General features: G+C 63.6%; 28 protein-coding genes. 8 read left to right on the top strand and 20 right to left on the bottom strand.

What is annotated here, in order from left to right; genetic code table 11:
* The first annotated feature begins 54 nt into the window (after positions 1–54).
* Positions 55–747, top strand: coding sequence for a Crp/Fnr family transcriptional regulator (locus GKC30_RS01120; protein ID WP_231116983.1), 693 nt, complete (start codon positions 55–57; stop codon positions 745–747).
* Positions 748–805: 58 nt separating this feature from the next.
* Here GKC30_RS01120 and lipA read toward each other — a convergent pair whose 3' ends face one another.
* The 10 genes from lipA to GKC30_RS01070 all read right to left on the bottom strand — a co-directional run bounded on the left by lipA (position 806) and on the right by GKC30_RS01070 (position 10,721).
* Positions 806–1,690: a lipoyl synthase gene (lipA, locus tag GKC30_RS01115; RefSeq protein WP_155931669.1), complete on the bottom strand. Its 885-nt coding sequence runs from the start codon at positions 1,688–1,690 to the stop codon at positions 806–808.
* Positions 1,617–2,279: a lipoyl(octanoyl) transferase LipB gene (gene lipB, locus GKC30_RS01110; protein WP_155931667.1), complete on the bottom strand. Its 663-nt coding sequence runs from the start codon at positions 2,277–2,279 to the stop codon at positions 1,617–1,619. The genes lipA and lipB overlap by 74 nt, the downstream gene beginning before the upstream one ends.
* Positions 2,276–3,403 (bottom strand): small ribosomal subunit Rsm22 family protein, encoded by a 1,128-nt coding sequence (locus GKC30_RS01105; protein WP_155931665.1) that lies wholly within the window; start codon positions 3,401–3,403, stop codon positions 2,276–2,278. The genes lipB and GKC30_RS01105 overlap by 4 nt, the downstream gene beginning before the upstream one ends.
* Entirely contained in the window at positions 3,393–4,946 is a 1,554-nt protein-coding gene (locus GKC30_RS01100) for an ASKHA domain-containing protein (RefSeq protein WP_367613909.1), read from the bottom strand. Before GKC30_RS01100 ends, GKC30_RS01105 begins: the two co-directional genes overlap by 11 nt.
* 94 nt (positions 4,947–5,040) lie before the next feature.
* Positions 5,041–5,835, bottom strand: a complete 795-nt coding sequence (locus GKC30_RS01095; RefSeq protein ID WP_155931662.1) for a sirohydrochlorin cobaltochelatase — start codon at positions 5,833–5,835, stop codon at positions 5,041–5,043.
* Between the two features lie 12 nt (positions 5,836–5,847).
* Positions 5,848–6,564, bottom strand: a complete 717-nt coding sequence (gene cobI / locus GKC30_RS01090; RefSeq protein WP_155931660.1) for a precorrin-2 C(20)-methyltransferase — start codon at positions 6,562–6,564, stop codon at positions 5,848–5,850.
* A gap of 40 nt (positions 6,565–6,604) precedes the next feature.
* Positions 6,605–7,486: an ABC transporter substrate-binding protein gene (locus GKC30_RS01085; protein ID WP_155931658.1), complete on the bottom strand. Its 882-nt coding sequence runs from the start codon at positions 7,484–7,486 to the stop codon at positions 6,605–6,607.
* Positions 7,487–7,899: 413 nt separating this feature from the next.
* Positions 7,900–9,576, bottom strand: a complete 1,677-nt coding sequence (locus GKC30_RS01080) for a chemotaxis protein CheA (protein ID WP_155931656.1) — start codon at positions 9,574–9,576, stop codon at positions 7,900–7,902.
* Positions 9,577–9,585: 9 nt separating this feature from the next.
* Complete coding sequence (locus GKC30_RS01075) at positions 9,586–10,311, bottom strand: Hpt domain-containing protein (RefSeq protein WP_155931654.1); 726 nt, start codon at positions 10,309–10,311, stop codon at positions 9,586–9,588.
* 14 nt (positions 10,312–10,325) lie between these two features.
* Positions 10,326–10,721 carry a response regulator gene (locus tag GKC30_RS01070; RefSeq protein ID WP_155931652.1) on the bottom strand — a complete coding sequence of 132 codons (396 nt, stop codon included), beginning with the start codon at positions 10,719–10,721 and terminating at the stop codon, positions 10,326–10,328.
* Between the two features lie 163 nt (positions 10,722–10,884).
* Between GKC30_RS01070 and GKC30_RS01065 the strand changes: the two genes are divergently transcribed.
* The 5 genes from GKC30_RS01065 to GKC30_RS01045 all read left to right on the top strand — a co-directional run bounded on the left by GKC30_RS01065 (position 10,885) and on the right by GKC30_RS01045 (position 14,364).
* Complete coding sequence (locus tag GKC30_RS01065) at positions 10,885–11,475, top strand: TrmH family RNA methyltransferase (protein ID WP_155931650.1); 591 nt, start codon at positions 10,885–10,887, stop codon at positions 11,473–11,475.
* 132 nt (positions 11,476–11,607) lie between these two features.
* Entirely contained in the window at positions 11,608–12,222 is a 615-nt protein-coding gene (locus tag GKC30_RS01060; protein ID WP_155931648.1) for an L-threonylcarbamoyladenylate synthase, read from the top strand.
* 42 nt (positions 12,223–12,264) lie between these two features.
* Positions 12,265–12,732: an NUDIX domain-containing protein gene (locus tag GKC30_RS01055; protein WP_155931646.1), complete on the top strand. Its 468-nt coding sequence runs from the start codon at positions 12,265–12,267 to the stop codon at positions 12,730–12,732.
* Positions 12,733–12,778: 46 nt separating this feature from the next.
* On the top strand, positions 12,779–13,822 hold the full coding sequence (gene pdxA / locus GKC30_RS01050; RefSeq protein WP_155931644.1) for a 4-hydroxythreonine-4-phosphate dehydrogenase PdxA: 1,044 nt from the start codon (positions 12,779–12,781) through the stop codon (positions 13,820–13,822).
* Positions 13,819–14,364: a D-glycero-alpha-D-manno-heptose-1,7-bisphosphate 7-phosphatase gene (locus GKC30_RS01045; protein ID WP_367613908.1), complete on the top strand. Its 546-nt coding sequence runs from the start codon at positions 13,819–13,821 to the stop codon at positions 14,362–14,364. The genes pdxA and GKC30_RS01045 overlap by 4 nt, the downstream gene beginning before the upstream one ends.
* Before the next feature lie 23 nt (positions 14,365–14,387).
* On the opposite strand, the gene GKC30_RS01040 is transcribed toward GKC30_RS01045, so the two are convergent.
* From GKC30_RS01040 to GKC30_RS01005, 9 genes are all read right to left on the bottom strand, one after another.
* Entirely contained in the window at positions 14,388–15,890 is a 1,503-nt protein-coding gene (locus GKC30_RS01040) for an FAD-binding protein (RefSeq protein ID WP_155931642.1), read from the bottom strand.
* A 122-nt stretch (positions 15,891–16,012) separates the two neighbouring features.
* Positions 16,013–16,135 carry a hypothetical protein gene (locus GKC30_RS15095; protein WP_269203795.1) on the bottom strand — a complete coding sequence of 41 codons (123 nt, stop codon included), beginning with the start codon at positions 16,133–16,135 and terminating at the stop codon, positions 16,013–16,015.
* Positions 16,136–16,280: 145 nt separating this feature from the next.
* A complete protein-coding gene (locus GKC30_RS01035; protein ID WP_155931640.1) occupies positions 16,281–17,084 on the bottom strand; it encodes a tetratricopeptide repeat protein in 804 nt (267 codons plus the stop codon).
* Positions 17,085–17,126: 42 nt separating this feature from the next.
* Positions 17,127–18,251, bottom strand: a complete 1,125-nt coding sequence (carA, locus tag GKC30_RS01030) for a glutamine-hydrolyzing carbamoyl-phosphate synthase small subunit (RefSeq protein ID WP_155931638.1) — start codon at positions 18,249–18,251, stop codon at positions 17,127–17,129.
* Positions 18,251–18,991 carry a 3-deoxy-manno-octulosonate cytidylyltransferase gene (gene kdsB, locus GKC30_RS01025; RefSeq protein WP_155931636.1) on the bottom strand — a complete coding sequence of 247 codons (741 nt, stop codon included), beginning with the start codon at positions 18,989–18,991 and terminating at the stop codon, positions 18,251–18,253. Before kdsB ends, carA begins: the two co-directional genes overlap by 1 nt.
* A gap of 21 nt (positions 18,992–19,012) precedes the next feature.
* Positions 19,013–20,296: a 3-deoxy-D-manno-octulosonic acid transferase gene (locus tag GKC30_RS01020; protein ID WP_155931634.1), complete on the bottom strand. Its 1,284-nt coding sequence runs from the start codon at positions 20,294–20,296 to the stop codon at positions 19,013–19,015.
* Between the two features lie 3 nt (positions 20,297–20,299).
* Positions 20,300–21,214: a D-alanine--D-alanine ligase family protein gene (locus tag GKC30_RS01015; RefSeq protein WP_155931632.1), complete on the bottom strand. Its 915-nt coding sequence runs from the start codon at positions 21,212–21,214 to the stop codon at positions 20,300–20,302.
* The gene (locus GKC30_RS01010) at positions 21,180–21,821 is read right to left on the bottom strand and encodes an HDIG domain-containing metalloprotein (protein WP_155931630.1); all 642 of its coding nucleotides are present in this window, start codon (positions 21,819–21,821) and stop codon (positions 21,180–21,182) included. Before GKC30_RS01010 ends, GKC30_RS01015 begins: the two co-directional genes overlap by 35 nt.
* Before the next feature lie 312 nt (positions 21,822–22,133).
* Positions 22,134–22,505 (bottom strand): hypothetical protein, encoded by a 372-nt coding sequence (locus GKC30_RS01005; RefSeq protein ID WP_155931628.1) that lies wholly within the window; start codon positions 22,503–22,505, stop codon positions 22,134–22,136.
* Between the two features lie 334 nt (positions 22,506–22,839).
* Here GKC30_RS01005 and hypD point away from each other — a divergent pair, with 334 nt between their 5' ends.
* Together hypD and hypE are read left to right on the top strand one after the other, a co-directional pair.
* Positions 22,840–23,934, top strand: a complete 1,095-nt coding sequence (gene hypD / locus GKC30_RS01000; protein WP_155931626.1) for a hydrogenase formation protein HypD — start codon at positions 22,840–22,842, stop codon at positions 23,932–23,934.
* A gap of 2 nt (positions 23,935–23,936) precedes the next feature.
* A complete protein-coding gene (gene hypE, locus GKC30_RS00995; protein ID WP_155931624.1) occupies positions 23,937–24,941 on the top strand; it encodes a hydrogenase expression/formation protein HypE in 1,005 nt (334 codons plus the stop codon).
* An 81-nt stretch (positions 24,942–25,022) separates the two neighbouring features.
* On the opposite strand, the gene GKC30_RS00990 is transcribed toward hypE, so the two are convergent.
* Positions 25,023–26,018, bottom strand: a complete 996-nt coding sequence (locus GKC30_RS00990; protein WP_155931622.1) for a chemotaxis protein — start codon at positions 26,016–26,018, stop codon at positions 25,023–25,025.
* Between the last annotated feature and the right edge of the window lie 34 nt (positions 26,019–26,052).

Here is a 26,052-nt window from a genome sequence, read left to right as displayed (position 1 = left end):
TACTGTTTGTCCCATGATGCCCCGATGGTGTCTGGCCGGCATTGACCTCGATCAATGCGTAAGGAAAAAATGGACACGCCGAGAATTGTGGAAATCATCGGAACGCTCCCGCTGTTCTCTCACCTGGAGAGAGAACAGGTCGAGCGGCTGGCGCGGTCGGCGAGTGTTGAAACGATTCCCGCTGGCGGGCTGTATTTCAGCGAGCAGGCATCGGCGCAAGGGCTGCATCTGCTTATTGCGGGGAGGGTCAAGCTCTTCAAGATGTCCGAGGAGGGGCGGGAGCAGACGATCTTCATTTTCGATCCGGGCGAACCGTTTTGTCTCTGCTCCGTTTTTTCCGACGGTCAGCTTCCGGCCAATATGGCCGCATTGGAATCGAGCACCGTGCTGGTCATCCCTCCGGTGGAACTGGAAAGGCTCGTGGCGGAAGATCCGGGTATGCTGTTGCAGATATTGCGGGTGATGTCGCGTCGTCTCAAGGAGGCCATGGACATGATCGACGCCTTGTCCCTCAGGCAGTTGCCGTCCCGGCTGGCCGCCTATTTCTTGTCGGCAGCGGCCGGAGGCGCTGTCACGTTGTCCATAACCCATCGAGAGCTGGCCAAGATCATCGGCGCCACGCCCGAGGCACTCTCCCGCGCATTGAGGAAAATGAGCGAGGCCGGGCTTGTGGATGTCCAGGGCAAGGATGTGAAGGTGTTGGATCGATCAGGACTGGAGCAATGCCGGGCATCGGGCCTGTCGTGAGCCGCCCCTGCCTCTTGTTTGTCCGGCCCCGGCCGAACGCCTTGCAGTCCGCGCCCGGTTAGCTGCCTACTGATCCCACGAACTGCGCCGCGTTGTAGCTTGAGCGGACCAAGGGGGCGCTGAAGACGTGGCGGATGCCGCGCTGCCTGCCTTGGTCTGCGTAGGAGTCGAAGACGGCGGGTTCCACATAGCGGTCCACCGGGGGGTGCTGGCGGGTGGGGCGCATGTACTGGCCGATGGTGACGATGTCGCAGCCTGCGGCGGCAAGGTCGTCGAGCACGGGCAGGATCTGGGCATCGGTCTCGCCAAGCCCGACCATGATGCCGCTCTTGGTGGGGATGTCCGGGGCCATCCCCTTTGACCGTTCAAGGAGCCTCAGGCTCTGGCGGTAGTCGGCCTGGGGCCGGATGGCCGGGTACAGAGCAGGCACAGTCTCCAGATTGTGGTTGAGCACGTCGGGCCTTGCCGCGAAGATGGTGTCCAAGGCTGCCTCGTCGCCCTGAAAGTCCGGGATGAGCACCTCAACGGTGCAGCCCGGCAGGGTCGAGCGCACGGCCCTGATGGTGGCGGCGAAATGGGTGGCCCCGCCGTCGGGCAGATCGTCGCGTGTGACCGAGGTGATGACCACGTGTGTGAGGCCCAGCCTGCGAGCTCCTTCGGCCACGCGGGCCGGTTCGTCGTCTTCCAGGGGCGTCGGGCGGCCAGGCGTGATGTTGCAGAAGGCGCAATTGCGGGAGCACACGCTGCCCATGATCAGGAACGTGGCCACGTTCCTGGAGAAACACTCCCACTTGTTGGGGCATTTTGCGCTCTGGCAGACCGTGTTCAGGCGCAGGTCGTCCATGAGCCCGGCCGTGGAGGCGAACTGCTCATTGCCGGGCAGCCTGATCCGCAGCCAGGGCGGAATCCGCAAAGGCTTTTCCAAATTCGCGGGCAAAGACATGCTTGACTTCCTTGATGGTGATGTCGCGGCCCGCCTCGGCGCTGAGGGATGTGGGCCTCGCGCCCTGGATGCCGCACAGGGTGATTGTGTCGAACAGGCTTACGTCGCGTCCCACATTGAGGGCCAGGCCATGATACGTGACCCAGCGGCGGACACCGATGCCCATTGAGCATATTTTGCGGTTTTCGTCCACCCATACGCCGGGATGGCCGGGGCGGCGCACGGTATCGACCCCGAAGGCGGCGCAGGTGGCGATGACCGCAGCCTCCATGTCGTGGAAGAAGCGACGCATGCCGCCGGGGCGCTTTTCCACCCGCCAGACGGGGTAGGCCACCAGTTGGCCCGGAAAGTGGCAGGTGATGTTGCCCCCGCGCGCGGTGCGGGCCAGTTCTATGCCCTGGGCGGCCAGGAAGGCGGGATTGACATGCAGATTCTCGGTTCCGCCCTGACGGCCCAGGGTGATGACCTTGGGATGTTCCAGCAGAAAGAGCGTGTTGCCGCACTCGCCAGAGATGACCTTGTCCAGGGTTTCCAGCTGGATCGTCTCAGCCCGGGCATAGCCGATGAGTCCGAGATCGATGATGGTCATTTTTCTTTGATGGCGGGCTTGAAGGGCAGCAGCAGCGCCCCGGATTTAAGGTCTTTTCGCGGAGTGGCGGGCCACTGCGGGATCATGCCCTGCCCGGGGAGCAGTGGGCGCTGTTTCGGGCCGTAATCCACAAGGGTCAGTCCCTGGTCGGAGCAGGCGTATTGCCCAAGGCCGCCGTGCAGGGGGAAGGGTTCGGATATGAGGCGCACTGCGCCGAAATCCTTGCCTCCCTTGCGCGAGAGGTAGAGAAAGTTGAGGGAAACGCCGGTCTTTTCGAGCCGCGCCTCGGACGAAAGCAGTTCGAGCCAGCGGGGTGCGCCCTTGACCGAGAGATTGAAGTGGCACCACGGCGCCCCCTGGCCCGTGGCGGGCATGGGACATTCCCCGGCGTGGGGGCAGGGCGCGATGGGTTTGAACCCCTGGGCCAGGAACTGGCCGCGCATCTCGGCGATGATGCGGCCAGTCAGGCGCACTCCGGTTTCAATGAGCAGGACGCGCCCTGTGTCCTTGCAGGCGCCGATAAGGTGCCGGGCGAGTTTTTCCGCCTGGGGCCGGGCGGTCCTGCCAGACCAGTCCAATTCGTTGAGGGCGTTGGCCGCAATGATCAGATCGGCCTTGCGCTGGATGCGGTCGCTGAAGGCTGCCTTGGCTGTCCTGATCCGCCACGGGGTGTCCCCGGCCAGGGCGTTGAAGAGCGCAAGGCCCGCCTGCATGGCCTTGGGCACACGGTCGAGACAGGTGAAGTTGAGCCTGCGTCCGCGCAGGTGCGGCCGTGACATCCACAGGGCGATGACAGCGGTGAGCGGCCCGGAGCCGAGGTCCGTTATCTCGCCGTCTTCCGGGATGTCCAGCTCCATGCCGCCGAAGAGCCGCGACATGCGGTAGAGGTTCCAGGGCAGGAAATAACACAGGTAGGGCGAGAGGAACCGGGCCTCGCCCATATAGTCGGGACGCCGCTCTGCGCGTTCGTTGGTCAGGCTGCGCGACATGTCGCGGATGTCGTACTTGAGCTGCTCGCGGTGCTTGGCCTTGAGAGGCCATACCTGCTTGAGGATGTCGCCGAAGCGTTCCAGCTCGGCCGCGTTTCCAGGCGTGATTTCCGGGAACAGGGTTTCAATCGACATGGGTGAAGCGCATCCTTTGCATGAACCTGTCGCCAAAGGCGGGATCGGCGGTCAGGTCAAGGGCGGTTATGGTGTCCGGCAGTGTGCGCGCAAAGGCCAGCGCCCGGGAGTCGGTGACGAGTTTCGCGGTGCCTTTGAGCGAGGTGTTGCCCGCCTTGATGGTCCTGGCCCCCAGGCCGGGCGGTAGAAAACCCAATGTTTCCAGGTCATCCAGGGAGACATGTTCGCCCAGGGCCCCGGCGATGTGCACTGCGGCCAGCCCGGACGGGGACAGCCCGGCCTCGGTCAGAAGGGCCGACATGGCCAGGTTGAAGGCCGCCTTGACCTTGAGGATCTCCTCCAAGTCTGAAGCCGGGAGGAACAGGCCGTCATCAAGGGCCAGGGCGGGTTCGCCCTCCAGGGTGGTCAGCCGGGCCGCCAACCGGGCGGCCAGCGGGGTGGAGCCGGGACCGAAGTGGCCTGCCCGGTCCAGCACGCCTTGGCGCAGCAGGATGGCGGCCAGGGAGAGATAGCCCGTGCCGGTCATGGCAGTGGGCGGCCCTTGGGCCGCGTCCCCTTCAAAGCGCACGGGGGCGAGGCCCTGCGGTGTCAGCCTGAAGCCGGTGATGGTGGATGGCCCGGCCGTGCGACCAAAGGAAAGGCCCACGCCCTCCAGGGCCGGCCCCAGAGGGACGCTGGCCACCAGCCGCCGCTTGGGAGACAGGGCCAGGACAAACTCGCCGTTGGTGCCCATGTCGGCCAGTAAAAAAGGATACCTCGCTGCGCCGTCGTACTCGATGGCCACCAGCCCTGCGCTGATGTCGGCGCCCACGAAAGGGGCCAGCAGGGGGGGGATGTTGGCCGGGGGCAGCCCGGCCCCCAGCGGCTGTTCGTCGCCGCCCGCGTAACTCAGGGCATAGGGTGCGGCGGCCAGCCCGTCGGGGGGAATGCCCAGCAGGATGTAGGTCATGGCCGGGTTGCCGGACACGGCCAGGGCGAGACACGATCCGCCCGTGTCCCGAGCGGCCGTGGCCGCGATGTCGGTCAGCCGGTCGAGGATCAGGGTGCGCAGCGCCAAGCGTCCCTCGGCCGTGGCCGCCACGGCCAGCCGGGACATGACTTCGCTGCCCAGGCCGGCCTGGGGGTTCAGTTCCTGGCCCATGGTCACGGGTTTTCCGTCGATCAGGACAGCCCAGTGGAGCGAGGTGGTGCCGAGGTCCACCGCCAGGGAGAAATCCCCTCTGGCCGGAGACAAATCACGTACGGCGCGGGCGCTACGCACCGGGGCCGGGACTTCCACCTCGCAGGGTTCGGACGGATGCAGACAGGCCAGCCGCCACCCCTGGGCAAGGGCCTCGGGGCCGAGCTTTCTGGCTTCCTCGGGCGTGTGGGCGGGCGCAGGGGAGAGGAATCGCACCCGGCACAGGCCGCATTTGCCCAGGCCGGAGCAGAGTGGCACGCCGTGCCAGAGGCGGCTCAGAACGATTGTCCGGGCCAGGCTTTCTTCCGGGCGCGGCTCAAGGTTCAGGCAACCGCCGTCGGCTGTGTGTATCAGTATGCTCACGGTTTCGTCCTTGTGGCGGGCAGATTAGCCCATGCCCAGGCGCCTGTAAATGCGCAACTCGTCCGGTAGGCAGGTCCGGTGATGGGGAGACGGTTCAGCAGCGGGTGAGGCGGCGCATGGCGTCGTCCAGGTGGGCCAGCCAGATGTCCACCAGGGCGTTGTATTCGCCCGCTCCCTTGAGCACTGGGACGCATTCGATGCCCGCGTTTTCGAGCCGGGTCTTCCAGCTGGTTGCTTCCTCGCCCACCATGTCGCGGGCGGTGTGCCAGCCTGCTCCGAAGAGGAAGGGAAGGAGATAGGCGCGTTTGACCCCGCCTGCGGTGAAGCGCTCGATGATGGTGTCGATACCGGGCTCGGCCTCCATGGCCCCCATGTGCACGGCCTTGTCGCGGGCCTGAAATGCCCGGTGCAGGCAATCGTAGTAGACGTTGCCGTCGTGTTTGGTGCCGTGTCCCATGAAGAGCACGGCGTCGTGCTCGCCTCGGCCGTCCAGGGCTTCGGCCAGGATGGCGTCCACCACCCTGTCCACCCCGGCTTCGCCCGCCACCAGGGGAAAACCCACCTCGACCCGGCTGAAACCATCGCGCTTGAGCATGCGTTCGTTGGCAAGCTCCAGCAGGCCGTGGAACTCTGTGCCCGGGATCAGGTGCAGGGACTGGACGACCACATGGGTGACTTCTTCGGCCAGCAGCCTGTCCAGGGCTTCGGCCACGGATTCCACCGCCTCGCCCGCCCTGGCCATGTGGCCTCGGATGGTCCTTGAGGTGTAGGCCACGCACACCGGGGTGTCGGGATGTACGCGGCGGACACATTCCGTGATGCGGGCCAGGGAGGCGATGGCGTTTTCGTGGCGTGAGCCGAAGGCGGCAAGGACGATGGCTTTTTTCATGTTCCGGCGCTCTCAGTCTCCGGTGTTTTTCTTGACCAGGGCCAGCGAGAAGTAGTGGGGCGTGGCTGGAGCGTCCCTGATGTCCATGAGGATGGATTCGCCGTCCATGCCCAGGCGCGAGACAAGCACTGTCTTGTCCGAGAGCCTGAGCCGTTCCAGTGTGGCCCGGATTTGCTCGAAGTTCTTGTACGTCTTGAGGATAACAGCGTTGTCGGCCACGTCAAGCTGGGCTTCAAGGTTCGTTTGGTCGGACACGCCGGAGGTGACGAGCAGCGACTCCTTTGATTCGCAGAGCACAAGCCCGATGCGGGCGGCCGCCGCGTGGAACGACGTGATGCCCGGAATGGCTTCGAGCCTGATGGTCGGGTCTATTTTCAGCAGGGTGCGCTGGAGATAGCCGTAGGTGGAATAGGTCAGCGGATCGCCCAGGGTCAGGAAGGCGGCGTCCATTCCCTGATTGAGCACTTGGGACACGGCCCGGGCGTTGACGGCCCAGGCGGCATCGAGTTCGGCTTCGTCCTTGGTCATGGGAAAGCCGAGGTGCTCCACGCGCACTCCTTCCTTGAGGTGGGGGCGGGCTATGCCGTAGGCCGTGGAGTAGTCGTTTTTGGTGGAGGAGGCGGCAAAGACGACATCCACCCGTCCCAGGGCGCTGACCGCCTTGAGCGTGAGCAGTTCCGGGTCGCCGGGGCCGACGCCGATGCCGTAGAGGGTGCCTTTTCGTGTCATGTGCTGGAATCTCCCGTTGGCGTCACGCGCCGGGCGTTTGTCAGTTCCACATTGTGGGGTGCAGCAGGGTGTGGATCGCATCGATGCCGCGGAGCAGACGCATGGTGGGCAGCGACACGAGCCGCTCGTCCACAAGAAAGACATTGCGGTCGCGCACGGCCTTGATGTGCGATGCCGCCGGGCTGGTGGTGATGTCCTTGACGTTCACCGGATTCATCTCCCCGTACCGGGTGAGGTAGACATCGATCTCCGAGGACTTTGCCAGCATCCGCTCCAGGCCGTAGTCCGCGATAGTGGTGCCCGGACGCGAGGCGGCGTCTGCGGCCACGTTGCGACCGCCTGCCGTTTCCATGACGAAGATGGGCATTGAGTTTGGGGAAAAGGTGGAGATTCTGCGGTGGATGGACTCGAAGAAGACGCCGGGCCGCTGGGCCGGATCGATGCTATCCACCCGCTGCCGGGCCATGAACAGCCCGTCCTTGAACTGGCCGACCATTTCCTCGGCCTGCACCTCCCTGCCGGTGAGGATGCCCAGTCTGCGCCAATAGTCGTACATTTCCGGGACAGTGGACGGCTCCATGGCGGCCACGATGACGCCCTGCCGCTCCAGATCGGCCCAAAGGGCGGCGTGGGCGGCCCGCTGCTCGGGGCGGATGAGGACGAGGTCCGGGCCTGCGTTCAGAAATCTTTCTGCGGTGTCGCGAGCGGTGAATGCAGGTTTTTCCAGTGCGGTGGAGGGGAAGTCCTCCCGATCGGTGACGCCGATGATGGCATCGTCCAGACCGAGTTGAAAGAGGTTTTCCGTGTGCGCGGCATAGAGCGAAATGATCCGCGTGAAGGGCTGGTTTACTTCTATGACACGCCCGGTATCGTCGCGGACGCTATGGGCCTGGGCCTGGCCGGGCAGCAGTGCCATGATCATGCAGAGGGCCGCGGGGGCAATGAGGCGCAAGGCGAGGCCGAACAGAGAGCAGTGAGAGCGGGAAGTGCAAAGGGGGTTCATGTGAAGTCCTTGGGGGCTTTGGCTATTGTCATGGGTCAAAGGCCCTTGGGCCGACTGTGGCGCGTGTCTCGGAGTTCTTGCAGCGGCTCCGGGGCGAGACTGCGGCCCGGCCTCTCAGGGAATCGGCCGGAGTGGGCCGGGCATGACGATGTGGCCGTGACAGGCGGCTGGTCTTTTGTTGCCGGACCGCACGGCTCGGCCGTTACGGACCGGGGATGCCGGATGTCCATACTCGAAGTGGGCTTGTCAGGCAAGCGACACGGTACGCCTTGGGCCGTGGCGCTCCTGTGGCGCACGGCTGTCGCCACGGTGTCATGGATGAGGGGGGCGTGTCAGGCCGTCTCGGCGGATATTCCGCGAAGTTCCTCGAAATAGTGAAGAATTTCTTCCGTGTCGATGACCAGGGCGTCGGATTCGCCCATCATGCCGAAACCGAGGATGGGGATGTGGAATATCTCTTCCACCGGCACGGTGAAGCCGGTGATGACCACCTGCTGCTGTCTGAGAACCTCGTCCACCAGGATGGCGGCCTTGTATTCGCCCACGCGGACCACGATGGCCTGGGCCATCTGGATGTCCGTGACCTCCGGCTCAAGGCCCAGCAGGTCCGCCAGCCGGAGCAGGGAATGGACTTCGCCGCGCACGTCCACGGTCTCGCGTCCGTCGGGCAGGCCGACCACGTCGTGGATGCGGGGCATGTATATCTCGACCACGTCGCGGCTGGGCACGATGAAGGTGTCGCCGCCCACCTTGCAGACCAGGGCGTCCACAATGCCTTCGTTGGCTGATCTGTCCAGGGGGATGGAGATGGTGAAGGAGGCCCCCTGGCCCAGGGTGCTTTCAATGGCAATGTCGCCATCAAGGGTGGTGCGGATGACGTTGATCACCGCGTCCATGCCCACGCCCCGGCCCGAAACATCGGTGATCTTCTCTGCGGTCGAGAAGCCGGATTGGAGAACGAATTGCAGAATTTCTGGGGTTTCGTAGGTCTTGTCAGGGTCGGCCAGCCCCTTTTCCAGGGCCTTGGCCAGAATGCGGTCCGGGTCGAGCCCGCGTCCGTCGTCGCGCACCTGGATGAAGGCGTTGTCGCCCTTGCGCCAGGCCGAAAGAATGACGTTGCCGGTCTCGTCCTTGCCCGCCTGCCTACGGCCTTCGGTGGTTTCCAGCCCGTGGTCCACGGCATTGCGCAGCAGATGGACCAAGGGTTCGTTAAGGCTCTCCACAATGGTTTTGTCCAGGGCCAGATCGTCCCCGCGCACGGTAAATTCGAGCTTCTTGCCGATTTTCTGGCTCAGGCTCTTCACCAGCCGGTGCATGGGCATGAATATCTGCTTGAGGGGCACCAGGCGGATGGCGTCCACTTCCTTTTGCAAACGGCTGATGACGTTGTCCAACTCGCGCAACGAGGCGGCCATCTGGGCGAGGTTGCGGGCTCCGCCCTGGGCGATGACCGCATAAGTGACCATGAGTTTACCCACCAGCTCAATGACCCGGTCGAGTCTGTCCGTGGGTACCCGGATAGAGGAGATGGCCTGTGGTGCCAGTGATTTGTCCGCTCTGGATTGGGCCTCTTCCCTGGTTTCCGGAGTCTTGTCCGTTTGCTTGCTTTCGTGATCTTTCTCCTGCCCCGTTTCGGCGGAAACCTCGGCCGGGTCCAGAAACGCCTTGGCCGCTTCCTCTTCGTTTTCGAATCGTTCTTCTTTTTCAGCGCATGGGCGCGACTCCATGCGGCCCATGGCTGCGGCGTCCGTGTCGAGCTGGCCGGAAACGGCGAAGAGAAAGCGCTTTTGCGCTTCGCATACGCCGAGCATGGCCGTGACGATGTCGTCGTTGACCGGGGTGATGCCGTCGGTGAGCATGTCGAGGACAGCGATGACGCCCGCACTGGAAAGCTTCATGTGCGACAGCCCGAGCGCATCCACGGCTTCTCCGGCTCCGGTGCCGGTATCCGCCATGTCGAGAATCTGTTTCTCGATGTCTTCGATGCATTTGCTGATGCTGTCCTGCATGGAATCTCCTTAGTGCGTCGAAAAATATGTATCTTCGTCGGGATACACTGCGATGGTGGCGTCGAACCCCCAGGCGTAGAGGGTCTGCTTGGCTGCGGGGCTCAAGCCACAGGCGGCGATGGTGAAGGTGGAACCCATGCTGGCCACCGTGGCCCAGGCCGTGGAGCCGAAGGTCAGCACTCCGCTCAGATCAAGCAATATTTTGTCGCCCGGCTCCACACCGAGGACGGCGGAGATGATGGGCTTGTAGTGCCCCTCCAGGTGAACCCGGGGGTCGCGCACGCTGATGACGGTGACAGCATCGCGCACGCGCACCTCCACTCCGGCGCCGACAGCTTCGGTGTCGGTCTGTCGGCTGGCCGAGGCTTCGGCTATGAGGGTCAGCACCTCTTCCTGCTCCTCCTCGTCAACGGTGTCGTCTCTGAGCTGCTCAAGTACCTGGAAGATCATGTTGATCCCCCTGGAAAGCAGGGTGAGATTCTCCTGGGCAGGCTCCACCTCGCCAGACTGGACTTTCTTCAGGAAGTCTTCGATCTTGTGGGTGAAGTGAGAGGCGGGCTCGAAGCCGGGCATGAAGCCTGTGACGCCCTTGATGGTGTGCAGCGGGCGCGAGAGAATCTCCACTCCCTGGGCGACCTCGCCTCCTTCGAGCAGTTCCAGTCCCTCCATCACCTGGGGGTAGTACTTGTCGTTGACCTCGGAGAAAAACTCCTCCACCATCGGGTCGTCGCTCATGGTTGTTCCTCGTTCTACTTGCTGAGAAGGTTGAGCTTCTCAAGCTCCTTGTAGAGTTTTTCCTTGACCACGGGCTTGACTATGTAGGCCGAGGCCTCGCCGTCGTAGAAGGATTTCATGACCGTCTGCGGATCGTCAAGGGCCGTGGTCATGATCACCTTGACCTTCGGAGCGAGGCCCTCCTTGTCTTCCATCTCCCTGATCCGGCGCAGGGCCTCGATGCCGTCCACCTCGGGCATCATGATGTCCATGAGAATGAGGGAGTAGGGTTGTTTTTCCCTATGCGCCAGCCGGAAGGCTTCTATGGCCTCGCGGCCATTGACCACGATCTCCACTTCAAAAAGTGTCATCAGGAAGGATTTCAGAACCTTTCTGCTCAGAAATTCGTCTTCGACTATGAGTGCTCGCATCGGCGTCCCCTGATTCTTGGACCTGTGAAAGAGTCATTTACCTTTTCCTATGTAATGGAAAAATTTGTCAATAACTTGCTTAAAAAAATAATGCCCCGTCCCGTGGCGGGCCGACTCCCCGACCTCCTTGCGCTGAAGTGCTGTCTTCGGGTACCAAACCGCAATGAGACGCGAAATATCGGAAAAGAGAAAGCAGCGGATAGAGGGAGTGTTGTCCCGGCGGCAAAAGGATCTGACCCTGATTATGGACAATATCTGGGATCCGCACAATGTGTCGGCCGTGTTGCGCAGCTGCGACGCCTTCGGGGTGTCGGACGTGCATTTGTACTACACCACCTCGCAGTGGCCGGATTTGGGCAGGAAGAGTTCGGGGTCGGCCAAGAAGTGGATTCGGCTCCATCAGCATGTGGACGCGGGGGCCATGGTGGAGGTGCTGAACCAGGAGGGCGGTCAGGTGCTGCGTACCGGGTTCTCGCCCACGGCCCGGCCGGTGATGGATTTTGACTTCACCCGGCCCACGGCCGTGGTCTTGAGCAACGAGCACAGGGGCACCTCGCCCGAATTGGCCGCCCTGGTTCCCGATGAAGTGTACATTCCCATGCAGGGCATGGTGCAGAGCCTCAACGTGTCGGTGGCCGCGGCCATCATCCTGTACGAGGCGTTCACCCAGCGGCATGGGGCGGGCATGTACGACGCGCCGTCCTTCGGAGCCGCAGAGCTGGCCGCCCTGCGGGCGGACTGGTATGGCCGCTGAGGGCCGTCTTGGGCCACTTTTTCATTGAAAGGCCGTCCGTTCGGGTATACATATTCGGCCAAGTTTCCATGCCCGGCCGGACAGCCCTCGGAAGGCGGCCGCTGTCAGCATTGCGCACCATTGGAGGCACATTTGCAGAATCTACTCAAGGCCATGGCCGCAGGAGAAGTCGTCGTCTATCCCACCGAGACTCTCTACGCATTGGGGTGCGATGCCACCAATGCGGCGGCTTGCGACAAGGTCATGCAGATCAAGGGGAGGACAGCGGCCAAGCCGCTGCCTTTGATCATCGGCGGGGTGGACATGCTCGGCCTGGTCACTGACGACAGGCCCTCAGCCCTGTTGCAACTGGCCAGCGCCTTTTGGCCCGGGCCGCTTTCCATCCTGGTCAGGGCGCTGCCGGGTCTGCCTTCGAATCTTTCGGACGATGATGGCTACACCTCGGTGCGTTGGAGCGGGCATCCCTTTGCCTCGGAACTTTCCCGCCGCCTGCGCCGTCCCATCGTGGCCACCAGTGCCAATCTGGGCGGCGAGGCCCCGGTAGCTCTGCCCGAGGATCTTTCGCCCCAGCTCATGGAGATGGTCGGTGCGGCCTATGTGGACCCGCCCTGGCCCAAGGGCGGCAAACCGTCCACAGTCATCCGCGTACTCGGCGCCACCCGGCTCGAGGTTCTGCGCGACGGAGCGGTGTCGGTCAAGAAGCTCTGCGACAAGGGCTTTTCCGTGACCATTGCCGAACCGGCCTAGACACTGCCGCCGGTCGGCCCGACGGCTCCTTGGAGCGTTGCAATGGAGTCAAGAAAGAACTGTCCGCATTGCGGGGGCGAGCTGTCGCCTTACTGCAACCCTGTTCCTACGGTGGACGTGGTCATCCTGGTGCCGGGCAGCGCACCCGGCGAGGACTCGGTGGTGCTCGTCAACAGAGCCAACCCGCCCCTGGGCTGGGCCTTGCCCGGCGGATTCGTGGATTGCGGAGAGACCTGCGAGGGGGCGGCCGTGCGTGAATGCCTTGAGGAGACCGGGCTTGAGGTGATCCTGACCGGCCTGCTCGGCGTCTATTCCGACCCGGCTCGCGATCCCCGCCAGCACACCATGAGCGTGGTCTATACCGGCGTGGCCCGAAACATGGAGACGCTGCGGGCCGGGGATGACGCGGGCGAGGTCCGGCTTTTCCCTCTGGACCGGCTTCCGCGCACCGCCTTTGACCATGACCTGATTCTGGCGGACTTCCGCGTCCGGCTGGCGCACCACGCGTGACCCTCGCTCCGGGGGCGTGAAACAACCACAAACAGGCGGACATGCCATGCTGACCCTGTGTGTTACCCTCGGCGATCCTTGCGGCCTCGGACCGGAGCTTGTTGTCCGGCATTTTGCCCATACCCGGCGGCGGGAGGAGCGCGTGCTTCTGGTCGGCCCCGAGGCGGTGCTGGACCGTGAACTCAATCGGCTGGGCCTGCCCGTATTCTGGGAGTCCCTTGACGATCCGGCCGCCATCGCGGGCAAGGGGGCCGGGATTTATGCGTATGAGCCCGCTGCCTTGCGCGGACTCGATTTTCCGCCCGGCCGGGCCACGGTGCCGGGCGGGCTGGCCGCGGGAACCTGTCTCGAGACGGCCGTGGTCCTGCTGCAGACAGGTCTGGTCCACGGGTTGCTTACCTGCCCGCTGAACAAAGCCATGCTTCAGGCCGCCGGGTTTGATTTTCCTGGACATACCGAATTTCTTGCCCAGGGGCTGGGCGTGGGCGCTGATCAGGTCTGTATGCACCTGTGCGGTCATGATCCTGATGCGGACACGGCCGATGAATCCGGCCCTGGAGAGAATCGCGATCCGGTTCTGCGCGTCAGCCTCGCCACCACTCACCCGGCCCTGCGCGAGGTAGCTGGTCTGGTCACCACCGAGCGGGTGCTGCACTGCCTGAGGCTCACGGTCCGGTTTGTCGAGACCCTCGGGCTGTGCGGGCCGGTGGCCGTGTGCGGTCTTAATCCCCACGCGGGCGAATCGGGCCGCATCGGCGACGAAGAGGCGCGGGTCATCGTGCCTGCCCTGGAGGCGGCAAGGGCCGAAGGTCTTGAGGTGGCCGGGCCCTTCCCTGCGGACACCCTGTTTCACTTCGCTGCCCGGGGCGATTATCCGGCCGTATTGGCCATGTATCACGACCAGGGGTTGGGTCCGCTTAAACTTCTGCACTTTGGCCGGGCGGTTAACGTGACTCTGGGCCTGCCCCGTCCGCGGACCTCGCCGGATCACGGCACGGGCTACGATCTGGTGGGCACGGGCAAGGCGTCCATCGGCAGTTTTCAGGCCGCTTTGGACATGCTCAGGCGTCTGGCCGCGGCGGGGGCGTGATCGTGGGTGTTGAGGCGATCCTTCTCGACCGTGACGGAACTATCATCTTCGACAGGCATTACCTGAACGATCCGGCCGGGGTGGAGTTGCTGCCCGGCGCGGTCCAGGGATTGCGCCGCATGAGCGCTTTGGGGCTCCGGCTGGCCGTGCTGACCAATCAGAGCGGAGTGGGTCGCGGCTATTATGACGAGGCATCGGTCCACGCCTGCAACCTGCGCATGGCCGAGTTGCTTTCGGCTTGCGGAGTGGAGCTTGACGGTGTGTTTTATTGCCCTCATGCGCCCGAGGCCGGGTGTCTTTGCCGCAAGCCCGCTCCCGGCTTGGTGGAGCAGGCCGTGGCCGTCCTGGGGTTTGATCCGCGCAGGGCCGTGGTCATCGGCGACAAGGAGGCGGACATGCTTCTGGGCCGGGCCGTAGGGGCCACAACGATTCTTGTGCGTACCGGCAAGGGGACCGAGCACGAAGCGCGCTGCCGCCACAGTGCGGACCACGTGGTGGACGACCTTGAGGCGGCCGCAGCCATTGTCGAAAGCCTGAAATGATTGTCCGGGCCGGTTTCTGTCGATCAGAATACCGGCTGGAAGGGATCATCCGTGGGCCTGGACACGAGCAGCGCCGTCCGGGCCGCAATCCTGATTCTTGTTTCCGAAGATCGGGCCAGCTCGGCCAGCCGGGTGCGAAAAGCCGCGAGTCCGTCGCTGTCCCCTGGTGTGCCGCCGAACAGGGCGTGTCGGGCAAGGCCGTCGGCGATGCTCCGCAAGGCCCGGCATTCGTCCCCGGAGTTCCTGATATGGCGGAACTCTTCCTGGCCGAGGTTATAAAGACGCCCCATGTCCATTGTTTCCGCGTCTGCGGCGTGGCAAGCCGCAGCCAGCCCCGCACGGCGTCCGAAAACCTGGGTGGCCAGGACCATGGCGCCGCCCAGTCGGTTAGCTCCGTGCATACCCGTGGCGCATTCTCCTGCAGCAAAGAGGCCGGGCAGGGTCGTTGCCCCGTGTTCGTCCACCACGGCTCCGCCATTGCCCGCATGGGCATACATCCCGGCCTTGATCGTCTCTGCGGGCGTAATCACCCTGGCAAATCCGTCCTGGTGCAATCCCAGCAGGAGCAGTCTGTCCAGCACGGCCTGGGGGCGGTGGTGGAAAGCGGGGCAATGGAGAGCCCGTGCAGAGCGTAATCCGTCAAGCGTGCGGGAGGGGGCGGATGCGTCGAGCCGGAGCGGATCAAGCGGGGGGGTGTCCGTTCGTGACGCATCGGGATCAGGCGGCCGAATCCTGTTGCCTGGGGCGAGCACTTGGGCCGGGTTGAGGAAAGAGGCGTCTTCGCGTCCCCACATGAACTGAATGTATGGTTCGTTGGCTGTTCGGACTCCGGTTTCGGCGAGTATGCCAAGCGCCAGACCGGAGTTGCCTGGCCCTGCCTGATGGCGGGCAAAGAGCGGTGCCGGGCCGCCCAGGGTCATGACCACGGCTCTGGCACCCAATGCCACCGGCCTGTTCGTGGCCGATTCGAGACCCCACGCTCCCCGAGCCGTGCCGCCGTCGTCCAGAATGCCCATTATCTCGATGCCGTTTATAAAGTTGACGCCGCAACACCTTGTTTTTGCGAAGAATCGATTAAATGCGTCGCCGAGGTTGTCAAAGACGAGAGCCCGAGGATCGTGGCTCCCGCAGCCTGGGAACCGGGCAGGTCCACCCGTGGCGGCCTGTCGAAGGCACAGCCCAAGCGCCATGAGTTCGCGCACTCGGGCCTCGCCCTCTTCGGCCAGGATCGTGACCAGGGCCGGGTCGATCAGGCCAGGGGCGGCCAAGGCCATTGCCTCGGAGAAAAAAGCGGTCCGCCGCGCATCCGTATCCGGCAGTTGGATTCCCAGCGCGTTGTTGCGGTTGGCGAAGGAGGAGCCGTCCGGCCCGTTGCCGGGACGCACGACCGTCACCGAAAGGTTGGGGGCTGACTCGGCGGCGGCCCAGGCGCTACGCAGTCCGGCCAGCCCTGCCCCAAGGACGAGAATGTCAGTGGTCAGGATGGCGGCGGACTGGCCGACGGGTGTTGCGGAGGTGGCTGGCATGGGGCACCGTGGGTTTTGGGGCGGCCTTTCTGGTCTGCTCCAAAAAAGATTTTCCCCTGACCCCGATGCGGGGTCAAGGGAAAGTGGGAACGCTACGCTGTGCCCGGGCAGATACCCGGCGGTCAGGAGCGGTTCCGGTGCTTCCTGTCCATGGCATGTGAAATGGCGCACATCAGGAGCGCGAAACCGATCTCAATGCCGACCATGGGTATGACCATCCATCCCAATTCTGTCCAATAACTCATGTTTCCTCCCGCACCCCTTGTCGGGGAAGGGAGTGTCTACCAGACGATCCAGGCGGAGTAAAGGGTGCCGGTATCAGTCGGCGGGGCAAACCCTCAACCGGGGAGGGAGCAGGGCGACCGGAGGTGAGAACGGGAAAGGGCTGGGTTATTCGGCCATTTTTTTTCTGGCGAATTTGAGCATCTTGACCGCTTCGGCGAAATCCGGATTGAGGCTGACGGCTGCCTCGGCGGCCCGGGCCATCTTGGCCCACTTGCGCCAGTCGTAGTAGAGGCGGCCGATGTTGTAGTGCAGGTATTCGTCGCCGTGGCTCAGGCTGAGGGCCTTGACATAGTATTTTTCGGCGGTGTCGTAGTCCTTCATTTTGCGCAGGACCATGCCGATGCGGTTGTAGAGGTGGATGGCGTTGGGATCGTCGCGCAGGGCGTCGTCCAGCATGTGAAAGGCTTCCTTGTAGCGGTCCGCATTGAGGTAGCGGTCTGCAATGTCCGCCTTGAGGTCCGTGTCTCCGCCGAATTCCCTGACCAGCGCATCAAAGACCTTGCCAGCTTCGTCCCACTGCTGCTGGTCGAGCAGGGACTGACCCTTTTCAAGGGCTTCGCGTTTTCTGGCCATGATGGCCTGCATGTCTTCCTGGACTTCCTCGTTGAGCACCTTCTGCAACTCCTGCAGCAGCTCGCGCATGGCGTCGAGCAGGGCGCGTTCCTTGCCCGGTTCGTAGCTGATGACCAGCGGGTAGAGTTTGCGCAGGTCCGGGTCGTTGTTCAGGTTGTAGGTGACTTTTTTGATGAGGTCCTCGAACTCGTCGCGCTCGGATTTGATGGTCGGGGTCTTGAGCAGCATGATGAGGCCGTCGTGAATACACTGCACGGCGTTCATGTACTTTCCCTTTTTGAGCATGGTGTTGACCATGTTCAGTTTTTTTCGTGCATTGACCAGTTCGGTTGACATGGGTGCCTGCCCTTTGCGTTGGTTCCGGTTCGGATAAGGCGCTTATTTGCCGGTGCTGTCCCTGACCATATCACGAAAACGCACGAAGAAATAGCTGCTGTCGTGTGGACCGGGGCCAGCCTCAGGGTGGTGCTGAATGGCCAGCAGCGGCTTTTCTCTGTGGCGGAACCCCTCGAGGGTTCTGTCATTCAAATTCATATGCGTGGGTTCAAGAAAGTTCAAGCCCTTGATGTCCACGCAGAAGCCATGGTTCTGTGAGGAAATTTCGATTTTTTCAGTGTGCAGGTCGATCACCGGATGATTGCAGCCGTGGTGGCCGAACTTGAGTTTGTAGGTGGTTCCGCCCATGGCCAGCCCGAGAATCTGATGACCCAGGCAGATGCCCGCCAGGGGCAGGTCGGCAGCGAGCTCGCGGGTGGCCTCGACAGCGGTGTGCACTGCGGCCGGGTCGCCCGGGCCGTTGGACAGGAATACCGCGTCGGGTCCGAGCTCGCGCACCTGGGCCGCGCTGAAGCTGGAGGGGACCACGAGCATGTCGAATCCCTGGTCGGCCAGAAGCCGCAGGATGTTCCACTTGATGCCGAAGTCGTAGACCACCAGTTTTGGGCCAACGCCCTTCCAGACGAAGACGCCCAGGTCGTCGATGTAGACCGGGCGGGAACCGTTCCAGGTGTAGGGTTTGGAGCAGGAGACGCGGTCGGCCAGATTCAGCCCCTCCATGCTCTCGATGGATCTGGCCCGGTCCACAAGCTCGTCGGGCGACATGTTGCCGGTGGCCATGAATCCCCGCTGTGCGCCGTGGATGCGCAGATGGCGGGTCAGGGCGCGGGTGTCGATGCCCTCTATGCCCATGACTCCGGCCTTGGCCAGGTAGTCGGGCAGGGACATGGTCGCCCGCCAGTTGCTCGGGGTCTTGCAGCATTCCTTGACGATGAAGGCCGCAGCCTGGACATTGGCGGATTCCACGTCCTCCGGGTTGACGCCGTAGTTGCCGATCAGGGGGTAGGTCATGACCACCATCTGGCCGGTGTAGGAGGGGTCGGTCAGGATCTCCTGGTAGCCGGTCATGCCGGTATTGAAGATGACCTCGCCGCTGGCCTCGCCTTCGCCGGTAAAACTTGATCCCCTGAAAATGGTGCCGTCTTCAAGGGCCAAAATAGCTTTCATCAGTCGTTCTCCAGAATATGCTTCACTTTTTCGAGGTCTTCCGGCCTGTCCACGCCATGGCAGGCATGCCTCGTTTCGGTCACGTATATGTCCACGCCGTTTTCAAGCAGACGGAGCTGTTCAAGTTTTTCCCGCAGTTCCAGCGGGCTTGGTTCTAGCTGGCCGAATCGTCGCAGGGCCTCCATGCGGAAGGCATAGAGCCCGATGTGCAGCAGATGGCCACCGGGCCCGGCATCGCGGTCAAAGGGAACCACGGCCCTGGAAAAATAGAGGGCGCGGCCATTGTGCGCCCGGACCACCTTGACCCGGTCGGGCGAGGCGGCCTCGTCCGGGGCGATGGGCGTTGCCAGCGTGGTCACGCGCACCTCGGGCAACGAGAACGGAGTGAGCAGTTCCGTGAGCATGGCCGGGTCAAGGCAGGGCTCGTCGCCCTGGATGTTGACCACCACGGCCTCGGGGGGGAGGCCCAGGCTCTGGGCCGCTTCCAGCACCCGGTCCGTGCCGCTTTGATGATGGCTGCCGGTCATGACCGCGGGCACTCGAAGCTTGCGTGCGGCGTCGAGGATTCGCACATCGTCCGTGGCCAGGGTCACGCTGGCAAGCTGCGGACACCGGCTGGCCCGTTCGTGGACGTGCCAAAACATGGGCATGCCTCGGATCTCGACCAGAGGCTTGCCTGGAAAGCGCGACGATTCGTACCGCGCCGGGATGATGCCGTGACACTCGGGAAATGTGCTCATCTCGTCTCGTGCAGAGGGTTGTTAATCCGAATTGAGAAAATCGGCAACCTGTTTGCGCACGGCCCGGGCACCGCCCCTGCGGTCCTTGATGTAAGCCGTGCCCCTTGCCGAAACATGGTCACGCGAAGGGGGGTCGTCAAGCAGTCGCAGCAGGGCGTTGAGTGCCTCGGCCCCATCGGCGGCGCACACGGCCAGCCCGGAGTCGAAGATTTCACGGCCTACCCAGGCGAAGTTGCTCCAGTGCGGGCCGGTGACAGGCACCACGCCCCGGGTGATGGGCTCAAGGAAGTTCTGTCCGCCAAGCGGTACCAGGGAGCCGCCCACAAAGGCTGTCCGGGCCAGTCCATAGGCCGGGAGCAGTTCGCCGAAGGTGTCCCAAAGCACCACCGTGCCGGGCGCGGCGGGTCCATTCAGGCTCGAGCGTTCGGCACAGGCCACCCCGGCGCGTTCGAGGGCCTTGCGCCACAGAGGGATGTGGTGCAGATGGCGCGGGAAGAGCCCGATGATGGCCGAAGGGCGGGCATGCAACAGTCCTGAGGCCAGACCTGCCACCTCGGCCTGTTCCTGTTTGCGCACCGAGCCCAGGACCACGAAAGGCGACCCGCCGGGGATGATCCGCGCCAGGGGATTGTCGTGCTGTCCCCAGGGAGTGGGCGCTGTCATGCGGTCGAATTTGATGTTGGGCATGACCTCGACGCGCTCGCGGCCGAAGAGGGTGGCGAAGCGTCGGCCGTCGGCCTCGGACACGGCCATGATCCGGTCCGGGGCCAGGGTGCGGAAAAGTTCGGGCCAGGCCAGATAGCCGCCCAGGCTGCGCGCTGTCATGCGTCCGTTGGCCAGCAGTACCCGCGTTCCCTGCCTGCGGCAGGCATCGAGAAATCCGGGCCACAGCTCGGTTTCGAGGATCAGGACGCAACGAGGCCGGACATGGGCCGCGACCCGGCGCATGACCGCTGGCGCATCCAGGGGAAAGAACCAGGGTTGCACGGCCAGCCCATGCCTGCGGCCGTTGATGTCCTCGGCGGCGCGGCACAGTGTTTCGTATCCCTGCCGGGTGGTCGCGGTGGCGAGAATGCGCAGGGGGGCATCTCCGGGCGGGGTCATGTCCTTGAGTATTTCCCAGGTCAGATACGCCTCGCCGCCGCTGGCCGACTGGACCCAGAGATCGGCACGGGCGGGCAGGCCGCCGGTCAGGGTGCGCTGGTCCCATCCGTCGCGCAGGCGGTGGTTGAGCTTAAGCAGCGGTGTTGCGCACTTCCAGAGCGCGTTGTACGCGGTCAGGGCCGCGTCGATGCCCTTTCCCATGGCCTAGCGCCCTCGCTCCTCAAGGCCGAGGCGGATCAGCTCGGTTATGAGATCCTCAAAGGCCAGACCCGCCTGGGCGGCGGCGCGGGGCAGGAGGCTGGTGGGCGTCATGCCGGGCAGGGTGTTGATCTCCAGCAGATAGGGAGTGCCGTCGGCAGACAGGATGAAGTCTCCCCGGCTGTAGCCGGTCAGGCCCAGTGCCTTGTGGGCCTTGACCATGAGCGACTGGACATTGCGCGTCACCTCGTCCGGCACGGGTGCGGGGCAGATCTCTTCGGCGCCGTCCTCGGCATACTTGTTGTGGTAGTCAAAGAAGGCCGCGTCGCCTTTCGGGGTGATCATGATCAGGGGCAGAGGGCGATGGTCGAGCACCGCGCAGGTCAGCTCCACTCCGGGGATGAAGCGTTCCACCAGGGCCGACTGGCACAGGGAGAAGACCGTGTTCAGGGCGGCCGGGAACTCCCCGGACGTTCGCACTAGGCTCATGCCCAGGCTGGAGCCGCCTTTGTTGGGTTTGACAAAAACCGGCAAGGGCAGGGTCGGCGGGGTGTCCGGCCCCTGCACACGGGTGACGAACTGCCAGTCCGGCGTGGGAATGCCTGCCGACTCGAAGACTTCCTTGGACGCCGCCTTGTTCAGGGCCAGGTAGGAAGCCGCCGCACCAGCCCCCTGATAGGGGCAGCACGCCTTGTCGAGAACCGCCTGGATCAGGCCGTCTTCGCCGGGGGTTCCATGCAGGTTGATGAAGGCGAAGTCTGCCTCGCGGGCCACGCGCAGGAGGTTTGCAAAGTCCAGGGCGGGGTCGAAAAAGGAGACCTGGTGCCCGAGCCTTTCCAGGGCGGCGTGGATCATCCTTGCGCCCGAGAGGGAGACCTCCCGTTCGTCAGACCACCCGCCCGCAATCAAAAGCACATTCATTCAAATCCACCTCAAGAGTGTCGCACAGCAGCGTTTCGAGCTCCACGGCCTGGACCCTGGTGATCTCGATGCGTTGTCGTATGGGTTCGGAGACGCCGTAGCGGTCGCCCAGGTCGCGGAACCGGGATTCGATGCTGACCAGGGTGTCGTGCCGGACGCGCTTGTCCGCGTAGATGACCGCCAGCGGCGTGAAATAGTCGGCAAGGTTCAATGCAAAGGGCCAGTAGACGTGGTGGGTGACGCCAGTGGCAATGGCCGGGTTGCCGGTCAGGGCCACTGTCCAGGCTCCGCCGAGTTGGCTGTGGTTGCCCCCGTGGCGGATGCAATAGGATTTGGCGATGTCGTGGAGCAGGGCCGAGGCGCGTACCGTGGGCACGTCCACGGCCATACCCATCTCCCTGGCGCGGACGGCCAGAAAGGTCGCCACCCTGGCCACCACCAGACTGTGGGCGGCCACATTTTCGAGCATGGCAAAGGCGCTCCAGTGCTCCATGCACCGGGATTCGTCCGGCACCGGAAGTCCTGGATCGTGGACCATTGGTGGCGGCGCGGGCAGGGGCGAGCACATGTCGAGGCCGGAAGCCGGGGGAGTCTTGGAGGCGTTCATCGCGGATTTCGTGCCGCTCTTGGGGCACGGTTCGTCTGGCCGGAGGCGTCATTGCGCCCGACGGATTCAATCTATCAGCAGGCGCATGAAAAAGAAAGCGGGGCGGATCGGGAAGATGGCATTTCTTTGTGAGCCAGCGTCCCGGCATTGAGACCGTGCAGAGGGTGTTGGCATGCGTCCTGCCGCCATTGCCCCGATTTGCGGGCAGGGGGGCGGCCTTGAGATGGCTGGTTTGGCGACGGCAGGCACGCGTGTTTCCGAGCCGGGGGCCGCCTGATGGTCATGAGACGGCCCCGTCTCTTGCCGGGGTGGCTATCCCCTGGTCTCCGCCGGGTTCCAGAGGATGCGGGTGCGCCGCCTGCGCCGGATGGCTCCTCCGCAACCCCAGGCCGGGCCGGCACCGAAGCCTCGGCCGGGAGCGACATCTTCGCGGGACCGAGCCATGGACCCGCTCATGCGACGGTTCGGGCGGTCTGTTGCCGGGGCGATGGGCACAGCGCCCCGGCCGGGGCCGAATCCCTGGCCAAAACCCATTCCGCGCCCAAAGCCGCAGCCGTAGCCGTAACCCTGGCCGCATCCCTGTCCGCCGTAACCGCGGCCAAAGCCGCGCCCCCCACCTTGCCGCCGGGCGGGATCGTTGGCCAGGAAGCCTCGTCCAAATCCTCGATTGCTGAAGAAGGGCATACATACCTCCATTGTTGTGGCCGGTTGGGCCGTTTTCATCGTCCGCACAAGGTGCGGTCACCTGTACGAATGAGGGTATGCTCATGCGTCGGAGTGTCAAGGGTAAAGTGAACATATGTTCATAAAAAAATGCCAGAAAAGTTGAAATAGTACACTATTTCTGTCAGATAGTGATTTGCCGGTGCTGCGCTGATCCTTCCTTGGTCCAATGTTCAGAGGCCATCCGCACGATCGAGGCAAATGCGCCGGGATTTTGTTTGCCCGATGGATGCAATCGGTATATGCAGAGTCCTGACCCCGGCATTGGGGTGACACTTTCGCATGGGGGGATGGTTTGAGTTTTGAATTGTTGAACAAATTTCGTGACCCTGAGTTGTGCGGCAAGGTGCTGGAAACCCTGCGGACCGAGCTTTCCGGCGGCCTCAGGTTCATGGAGGTGTGCGGTACCCACACCGTGGCCATATTTCAGAGCGGGCTGCGCTCCCTGCTTCCCGAGGAGATCGTCCATCTGAGCGGACCGGGGTGCCCGGTCTGCGTCACTCACGAGTCCGAGGTCAACGCCTTTCTCGATCTTGCGGGCCGGGACGGGGTGATCATGGCCACCTTCGGCGACCTGATGCGTGTGCCCGGCCACCAGGGGCGCAACCTGAAAAAGGCCCAGGCCGATGGAGCACGGGTCAAGGTCGTCTATTCGCCCTTTGACACCTTAAAGCTGGCACGGGAAAATCCGGGAGACCTGGTGGTCTTCATCGGCGTGGGTTTTGAAACCACGGCTCCGACCATTGCCGCCACAATGAAGATGGCCAGGGAACAGGGCATCGGCAACCTGCGCGTGCTCTGTTTTCACAAGACCGTGCCTGCCGCCCTGGAAGCGCTGCTGGCCGACGAGCGGGCCGGTATCGAGGGTTTCATCCTGCCCGGCCATGTTTCGGCCATCATCGGTCTGGAACCGTACAGGTTCATCGCCGATAAATATGGAAAATCCGCCGTGATCGCCGGATTCGAGCCTCTGGACATCCTCCAGGCCCTGCTGTCCATGGTCCGTTGGCGCAACGCGGGCGAGGCCCGTGTGGTCAACAGCTACACCCGCATTGTCAGCGATGCGGGCAACGCCAAGGCGCGGGAGATCATGTACGAGGTCTTTCAACCGACCGACGCCTTGTGGCGCGGCATTGGGTGCATTCCCGGCAGCGGACTGGAAATCCGGCCCGATTGGGAATCCTTTGACGCGGGGAAAGAGTTCGGCATCGTCATTGAAGAGGGGCCGGCCTTGCCCGGCTGCAAGTGCGGCGACATTCTCAAGGGCATCAAGCGGCCCGATGAATGTCCTCTGTTCAAAAAGGCGTGCACCCCGGCCAATCCGGTCGGCCCGTGCATGGTCTCCACCGAAGGCAGCTGTGCCGCCTATTATAAATACAAGCTGGATTAGTCATGAGCGACAAGGTTTTACTCGATTACGGCAGCGGCGGCCGCGCTTCGCAGCGGCTCATTTCCGAGCTTTTTCTCAAGCACCTGGGCAACGAGGAACTCAACCGGCTCAATGACGCGGCCGAGTTGGCCGTTTCCGGCCGCATCGCCATGAGCACGGACTCCTTCACCGTGGACCCGATCTTCTTTCCGGGGGGCAACATCGGCTCCCTGGCCGTGCACGGCACGGTCAACGATGTGGCCATGATGGGGGCGGTGCCCCGGTTCATGACCTGCGCCTATATCATAGAAGAAGGGCTGCCCATGGACCATCTCGAAATAATCGTGGCCTCCATGGGCGAGGCCGTGCGCGAGGCCGGGGTGGTCATCGTCTCCGGCGATACCAAGGTGGTTCCCCGGGGGGCGGTGGACAAGATATTCATCAACACCACCGGCATCGGCGAGATCATCGTGGACCCGGCCCCCAGCGGCGACCGCGCCCGGCCCGGCGACGCGGTGCTCATCTCCGGCACCATCGGCGACCACGGCCTGACCATCCTCGGCACCCGCGAGGGGCTCGACTTTCAAGCCCGGGTCGAGAGCGACAGCGCCTCGCTCAACCATCTGCTGATTCGACTGGTGCGGGAACTGCCCGAGGTGCATGTGCTGCGCGATCCCACTCGCGGAGGATTGGCCACCACGCTCAACGAGATCACCCACAGCTCGAGGGTAGGCTGCCACCTGGACGAGGGGAGTCTGCCTGTGCGGCCCGAGGTGGCGGGCGGCTGTTCCATCCTCGGCCTGGACCCTCTCTATCTGGCCAACGAGGGCAAGTTCCTGTGCGTGCTGCCCGGCGAAGATGCCGAGAAGGCCCTTGAGATCATGCGTGCAGACCCCTTGGGGCGGGACGCCTGCCGCATCGGCACCATGACCGACGAAAATCCCGGCAAGGTGGCGCTGATCACCCGCCTGGGCGGCAAGCGGCTGCTCGGTATGCTCGAGGGCGAGCAACTGCCGCGCATCTGCTGACGCGTCCTTGGTGCAATATCCAAAAAACAGGCGGCCTTCGGAATCCTCCGAAGGCCGCTTCTTTTGGCGAGTCGTTACGGATCAGCGCTTCTTCTTGCGCGCCTCGATGAGTGCGGCGGCGCGTTGGGCGAGGTAGGTGATCTCGGGTTTGGATATCTGGTCGTCGGCACCCACGGCCTCGCCCCGGTAGCGCAGCTTTTCGGTGATCAGGGAGGAGAAGAGGATGACCGGGATGTCCCGCAGGACCGGATCGTCCTTGATGCGCCGGGTCAGGTGGTGGCCGTCCATCATGGGCATCTCAATGTCCGAAACGATGACCTGGACGAAATCCGTGATGGGGCGGCCCTCGTCCACGGCGCTCTGCTTGATCTCCTTGAGCCGGTCCCAACACTCTCGGCCGTTGTTGGTCTTTTCCACCCGGAATCCGGCCTGGCCGAGCATGTCGCGGATCATCTCTCGAATCAGGGGCGAGTCGTCGGCGATAAGGGCGCGGTAGCGCTCTTCGGTGTTGAACTCCACATTGTCGTCGAGCTTGAGCCGCATTTCGGGATTGAGCTCGGAGACGATGCGCTCCAGGTCGAGGATGAAAACGATGCGGTCGTCGAACTTGACCACGCCGGTGATGGAGTCGCTCGACAGGGCAGAGACGTACTTGTTGGGAGCTTCCACATCCTCCCAGCTGATGCGGTGGATGCGGGTGACGCCGGAAACCATGAAAGCCGAGGTCACCTGATTGAACTCGGTGACGATGACCTTGGGCGGCTCGTTCTCCACGCGGCGTTTCCTGAGCCACATGGCGAGGTCGAGCAGGGGGATGATGCGCGAGCGCAGGTTGAAGGCCCCGAGTACGGATTCGTGCGAGACTTCGGGCATCTCCGTCACCTCGGGCATGCGGATGATCTCGAGCACCTTGGCCACGTTGACGCCGAAGTAACTCTTGCGGGTTCTTGGCGCGCCCTCGGTCTGGGCGGACGGCGACTCGTCTTTGTTCTTCGGGATTTCCTCGATATAGAACTCGACGATTTCCAGTTCGTTGGTTCCTGCCTCAAGCAGGATTTCGCTCGTCTCGGTGGACATGGGGCACCGTTTCCTTTTCAAAAAAGAGTACGAA

The organism is Pseudodesulfovibrio alkaliphilus (assembly GCF_009729555.1).
Classification (GTDB): domain Bacteria; phylum Desulfobacterota; class Desulfovibrionia; order Desulfovibrionales; family Desulfovibrionaceae; genus Pseudodesulfovibrio; species Pseudodesulfovibrio alkaliphilus.
The sequence above is the reverse complement of the archived record's forward strand: the minus strand, read 5'-3'. Positions and strand labels throughout refer to the sequence as shown.

Bases quoted from the DNA above. Each gene is read 5' to 3' on its own strand.
- GKC30_RS01035 (WP_155931640.1), bottom strand. From the start codon at position 17,084: ATGTCAACCGAACTGGTCAATGCACGAAAAAAACTGAACATGGTCAAC.
- GKC30_RS01040 (WP_155931642.1), bottom strand. From the start codon at position 15,890: ATGCCAGCCACCTCCGCAACACCCGTCGGCCAGTCCGCCGCCATCCTG.
- GKC30_RS01005 (WP_155931628.1), bottom strand. From the start codon at position 22,505: ATGCCCTTCTTCAGCAATCGAGGATTTGGACGAGGCTTCCTGGCCAAC.
- pdxA (WP_155931644.1), top strand. From the start codon at position 12,779: ATGCTGACCCTGTGTGTTACCCTCGGCGATCCTTGCGGCCTCGGACCG.
- GKC30_RS01105 (WP_155931665.1), bottom strand. From the start codon at position 3,403: ATGTCGATTGAAACCCTGTTCCCGGAAATCACGCCTGGAAACGCGGCC.
- carA (WP_155931638.1), bottom strand. From the start codon at position 18,251: ATGAAAGCTATTTTGGCCCTTGAAGACGGCACCATTTTCAGGGGATCA.
- GKC30_RS01080 (WP_155931656.1), bottom strand. From the start codon at position 9,576: ATGCAGGACAGCATCAGCAAATGCATCGAAGACATCGAGAAACAGATT.
- lipA (WP_155931669.1), bottom strand. From the start codon at position 1,690: ATGTCTTTGCCCGCGAATTTGGAAAAGCCTTTGCGGATTCCGCCCTGG.
- GKC30_RS15095 (WP_269203795.1), bottom strand. From the start codon at position 16,135: ATGAGTTATTGGACAGAATTGGGATGGATGGTCATACCCATGGTCGGC.
- cobI (WP_155931660.1), bottom strand. From the start codon at position 6,564: ATGACACGAAAAGGCACCCTCTACGGCATCGGCGTCGGCCCCGGCGAC.
- GKC30_RS01070 (WP_155931652.1), bottom strand. From the start codon at position 10,721: ATGCGAGCACTCATAGTCGAAGACGAATTTCTGAGCAGAAAGGTTCTG.
- GKC30_RS01015 (WP_155931632.1), bottom strand. From the start codon at position 21,214: ATGAATGTGCTTTTGATTGCGGGCGGGTGGTCTGACGAACGGGAGGTC.
- GKC30_RS01055 (WP_155931646.1), top strand. From the start codon at position 12,265: ATGGAGTCAAGAAAGAACTGTCCGCATTGCGGGGGCGAGCTGTCGCCT.
- GKC30_RS00990 (WP_155931622.1), bottom strand. From the start codon at position 26,018: ATGTCCACCGAGACGAGCGAAATCCTGCTTGAGGCAGGAACCAACGAA.
- GKC30_RS01085 (WP_155931658.1), bottom strand. From the start codon at position 7,486: ATGATCATGGCACTGCTGCCCGGCCAGGCCCAGGCCCATAGCGTCCGC.
- GKC30_RS01010 (WP_155931630.1), bottom strand. From the start codon at position 21,821: ATGAACGCCTCCAAGACTCCCCCGGCTTCCGGCCTCGACATGTGCTCG.
- lipB (WP_155931667.1), bottom strand. From the start codon at position 2,279: ATGACCATCATCGATCTCGGACTCATCGGCTATGCCCGGGCTGAGACG.
- GKC30_RS01095 (WP_155931662.1), bottom strand. From the start codon at position 5,835: ATGAAAAAAGCCATCGTCCTTGCCGCCTTCGGCTCACGCCACGAAAAC.
- kdsB (WP_155931636.1), bottom strand. From the start codon at position 18,991: ATGAGCACATTTCCCGAGTGTCACGGCATCATCCCGGCGCGGTACGAA.
- GKC30_RS01020 (WP_155931634.1), bottom strand. From the start codon at position 20,296: ATGGGAAAGGGCATCGACGCGGCCCTGACCGCGTACAACGCGCTCTGG.
- GKC30_RS01075 (WP_155931654.1), bottom strand. From the start codon at position 10,311: ATGAGCGACGACCCGATGGTGGAGGAGTTTTTCTCCGAGGTCAACGAC.
- GKC30_RS01065 (WP_155931650.1), top strand. From the start codon at position 10,885: ATGAGACGCGAAATATCGGAAAAGAGAAAGCAGCGGATAGAGGGAGTG.
- hypE (WP_155931624.1), top strand. From the start codon at position 23,937: ATGAGCGACAAGGTTTTACTCGATTACGGCAGCGGCGGCCGCGCTTCG.
- GKC30_RS01120 (WP_231116983.1), top strand. From the start codon at position 55: ATGCGTAAGGAAAAAATGGACACGCCGAGAATTGTGGAAATCATCGGA.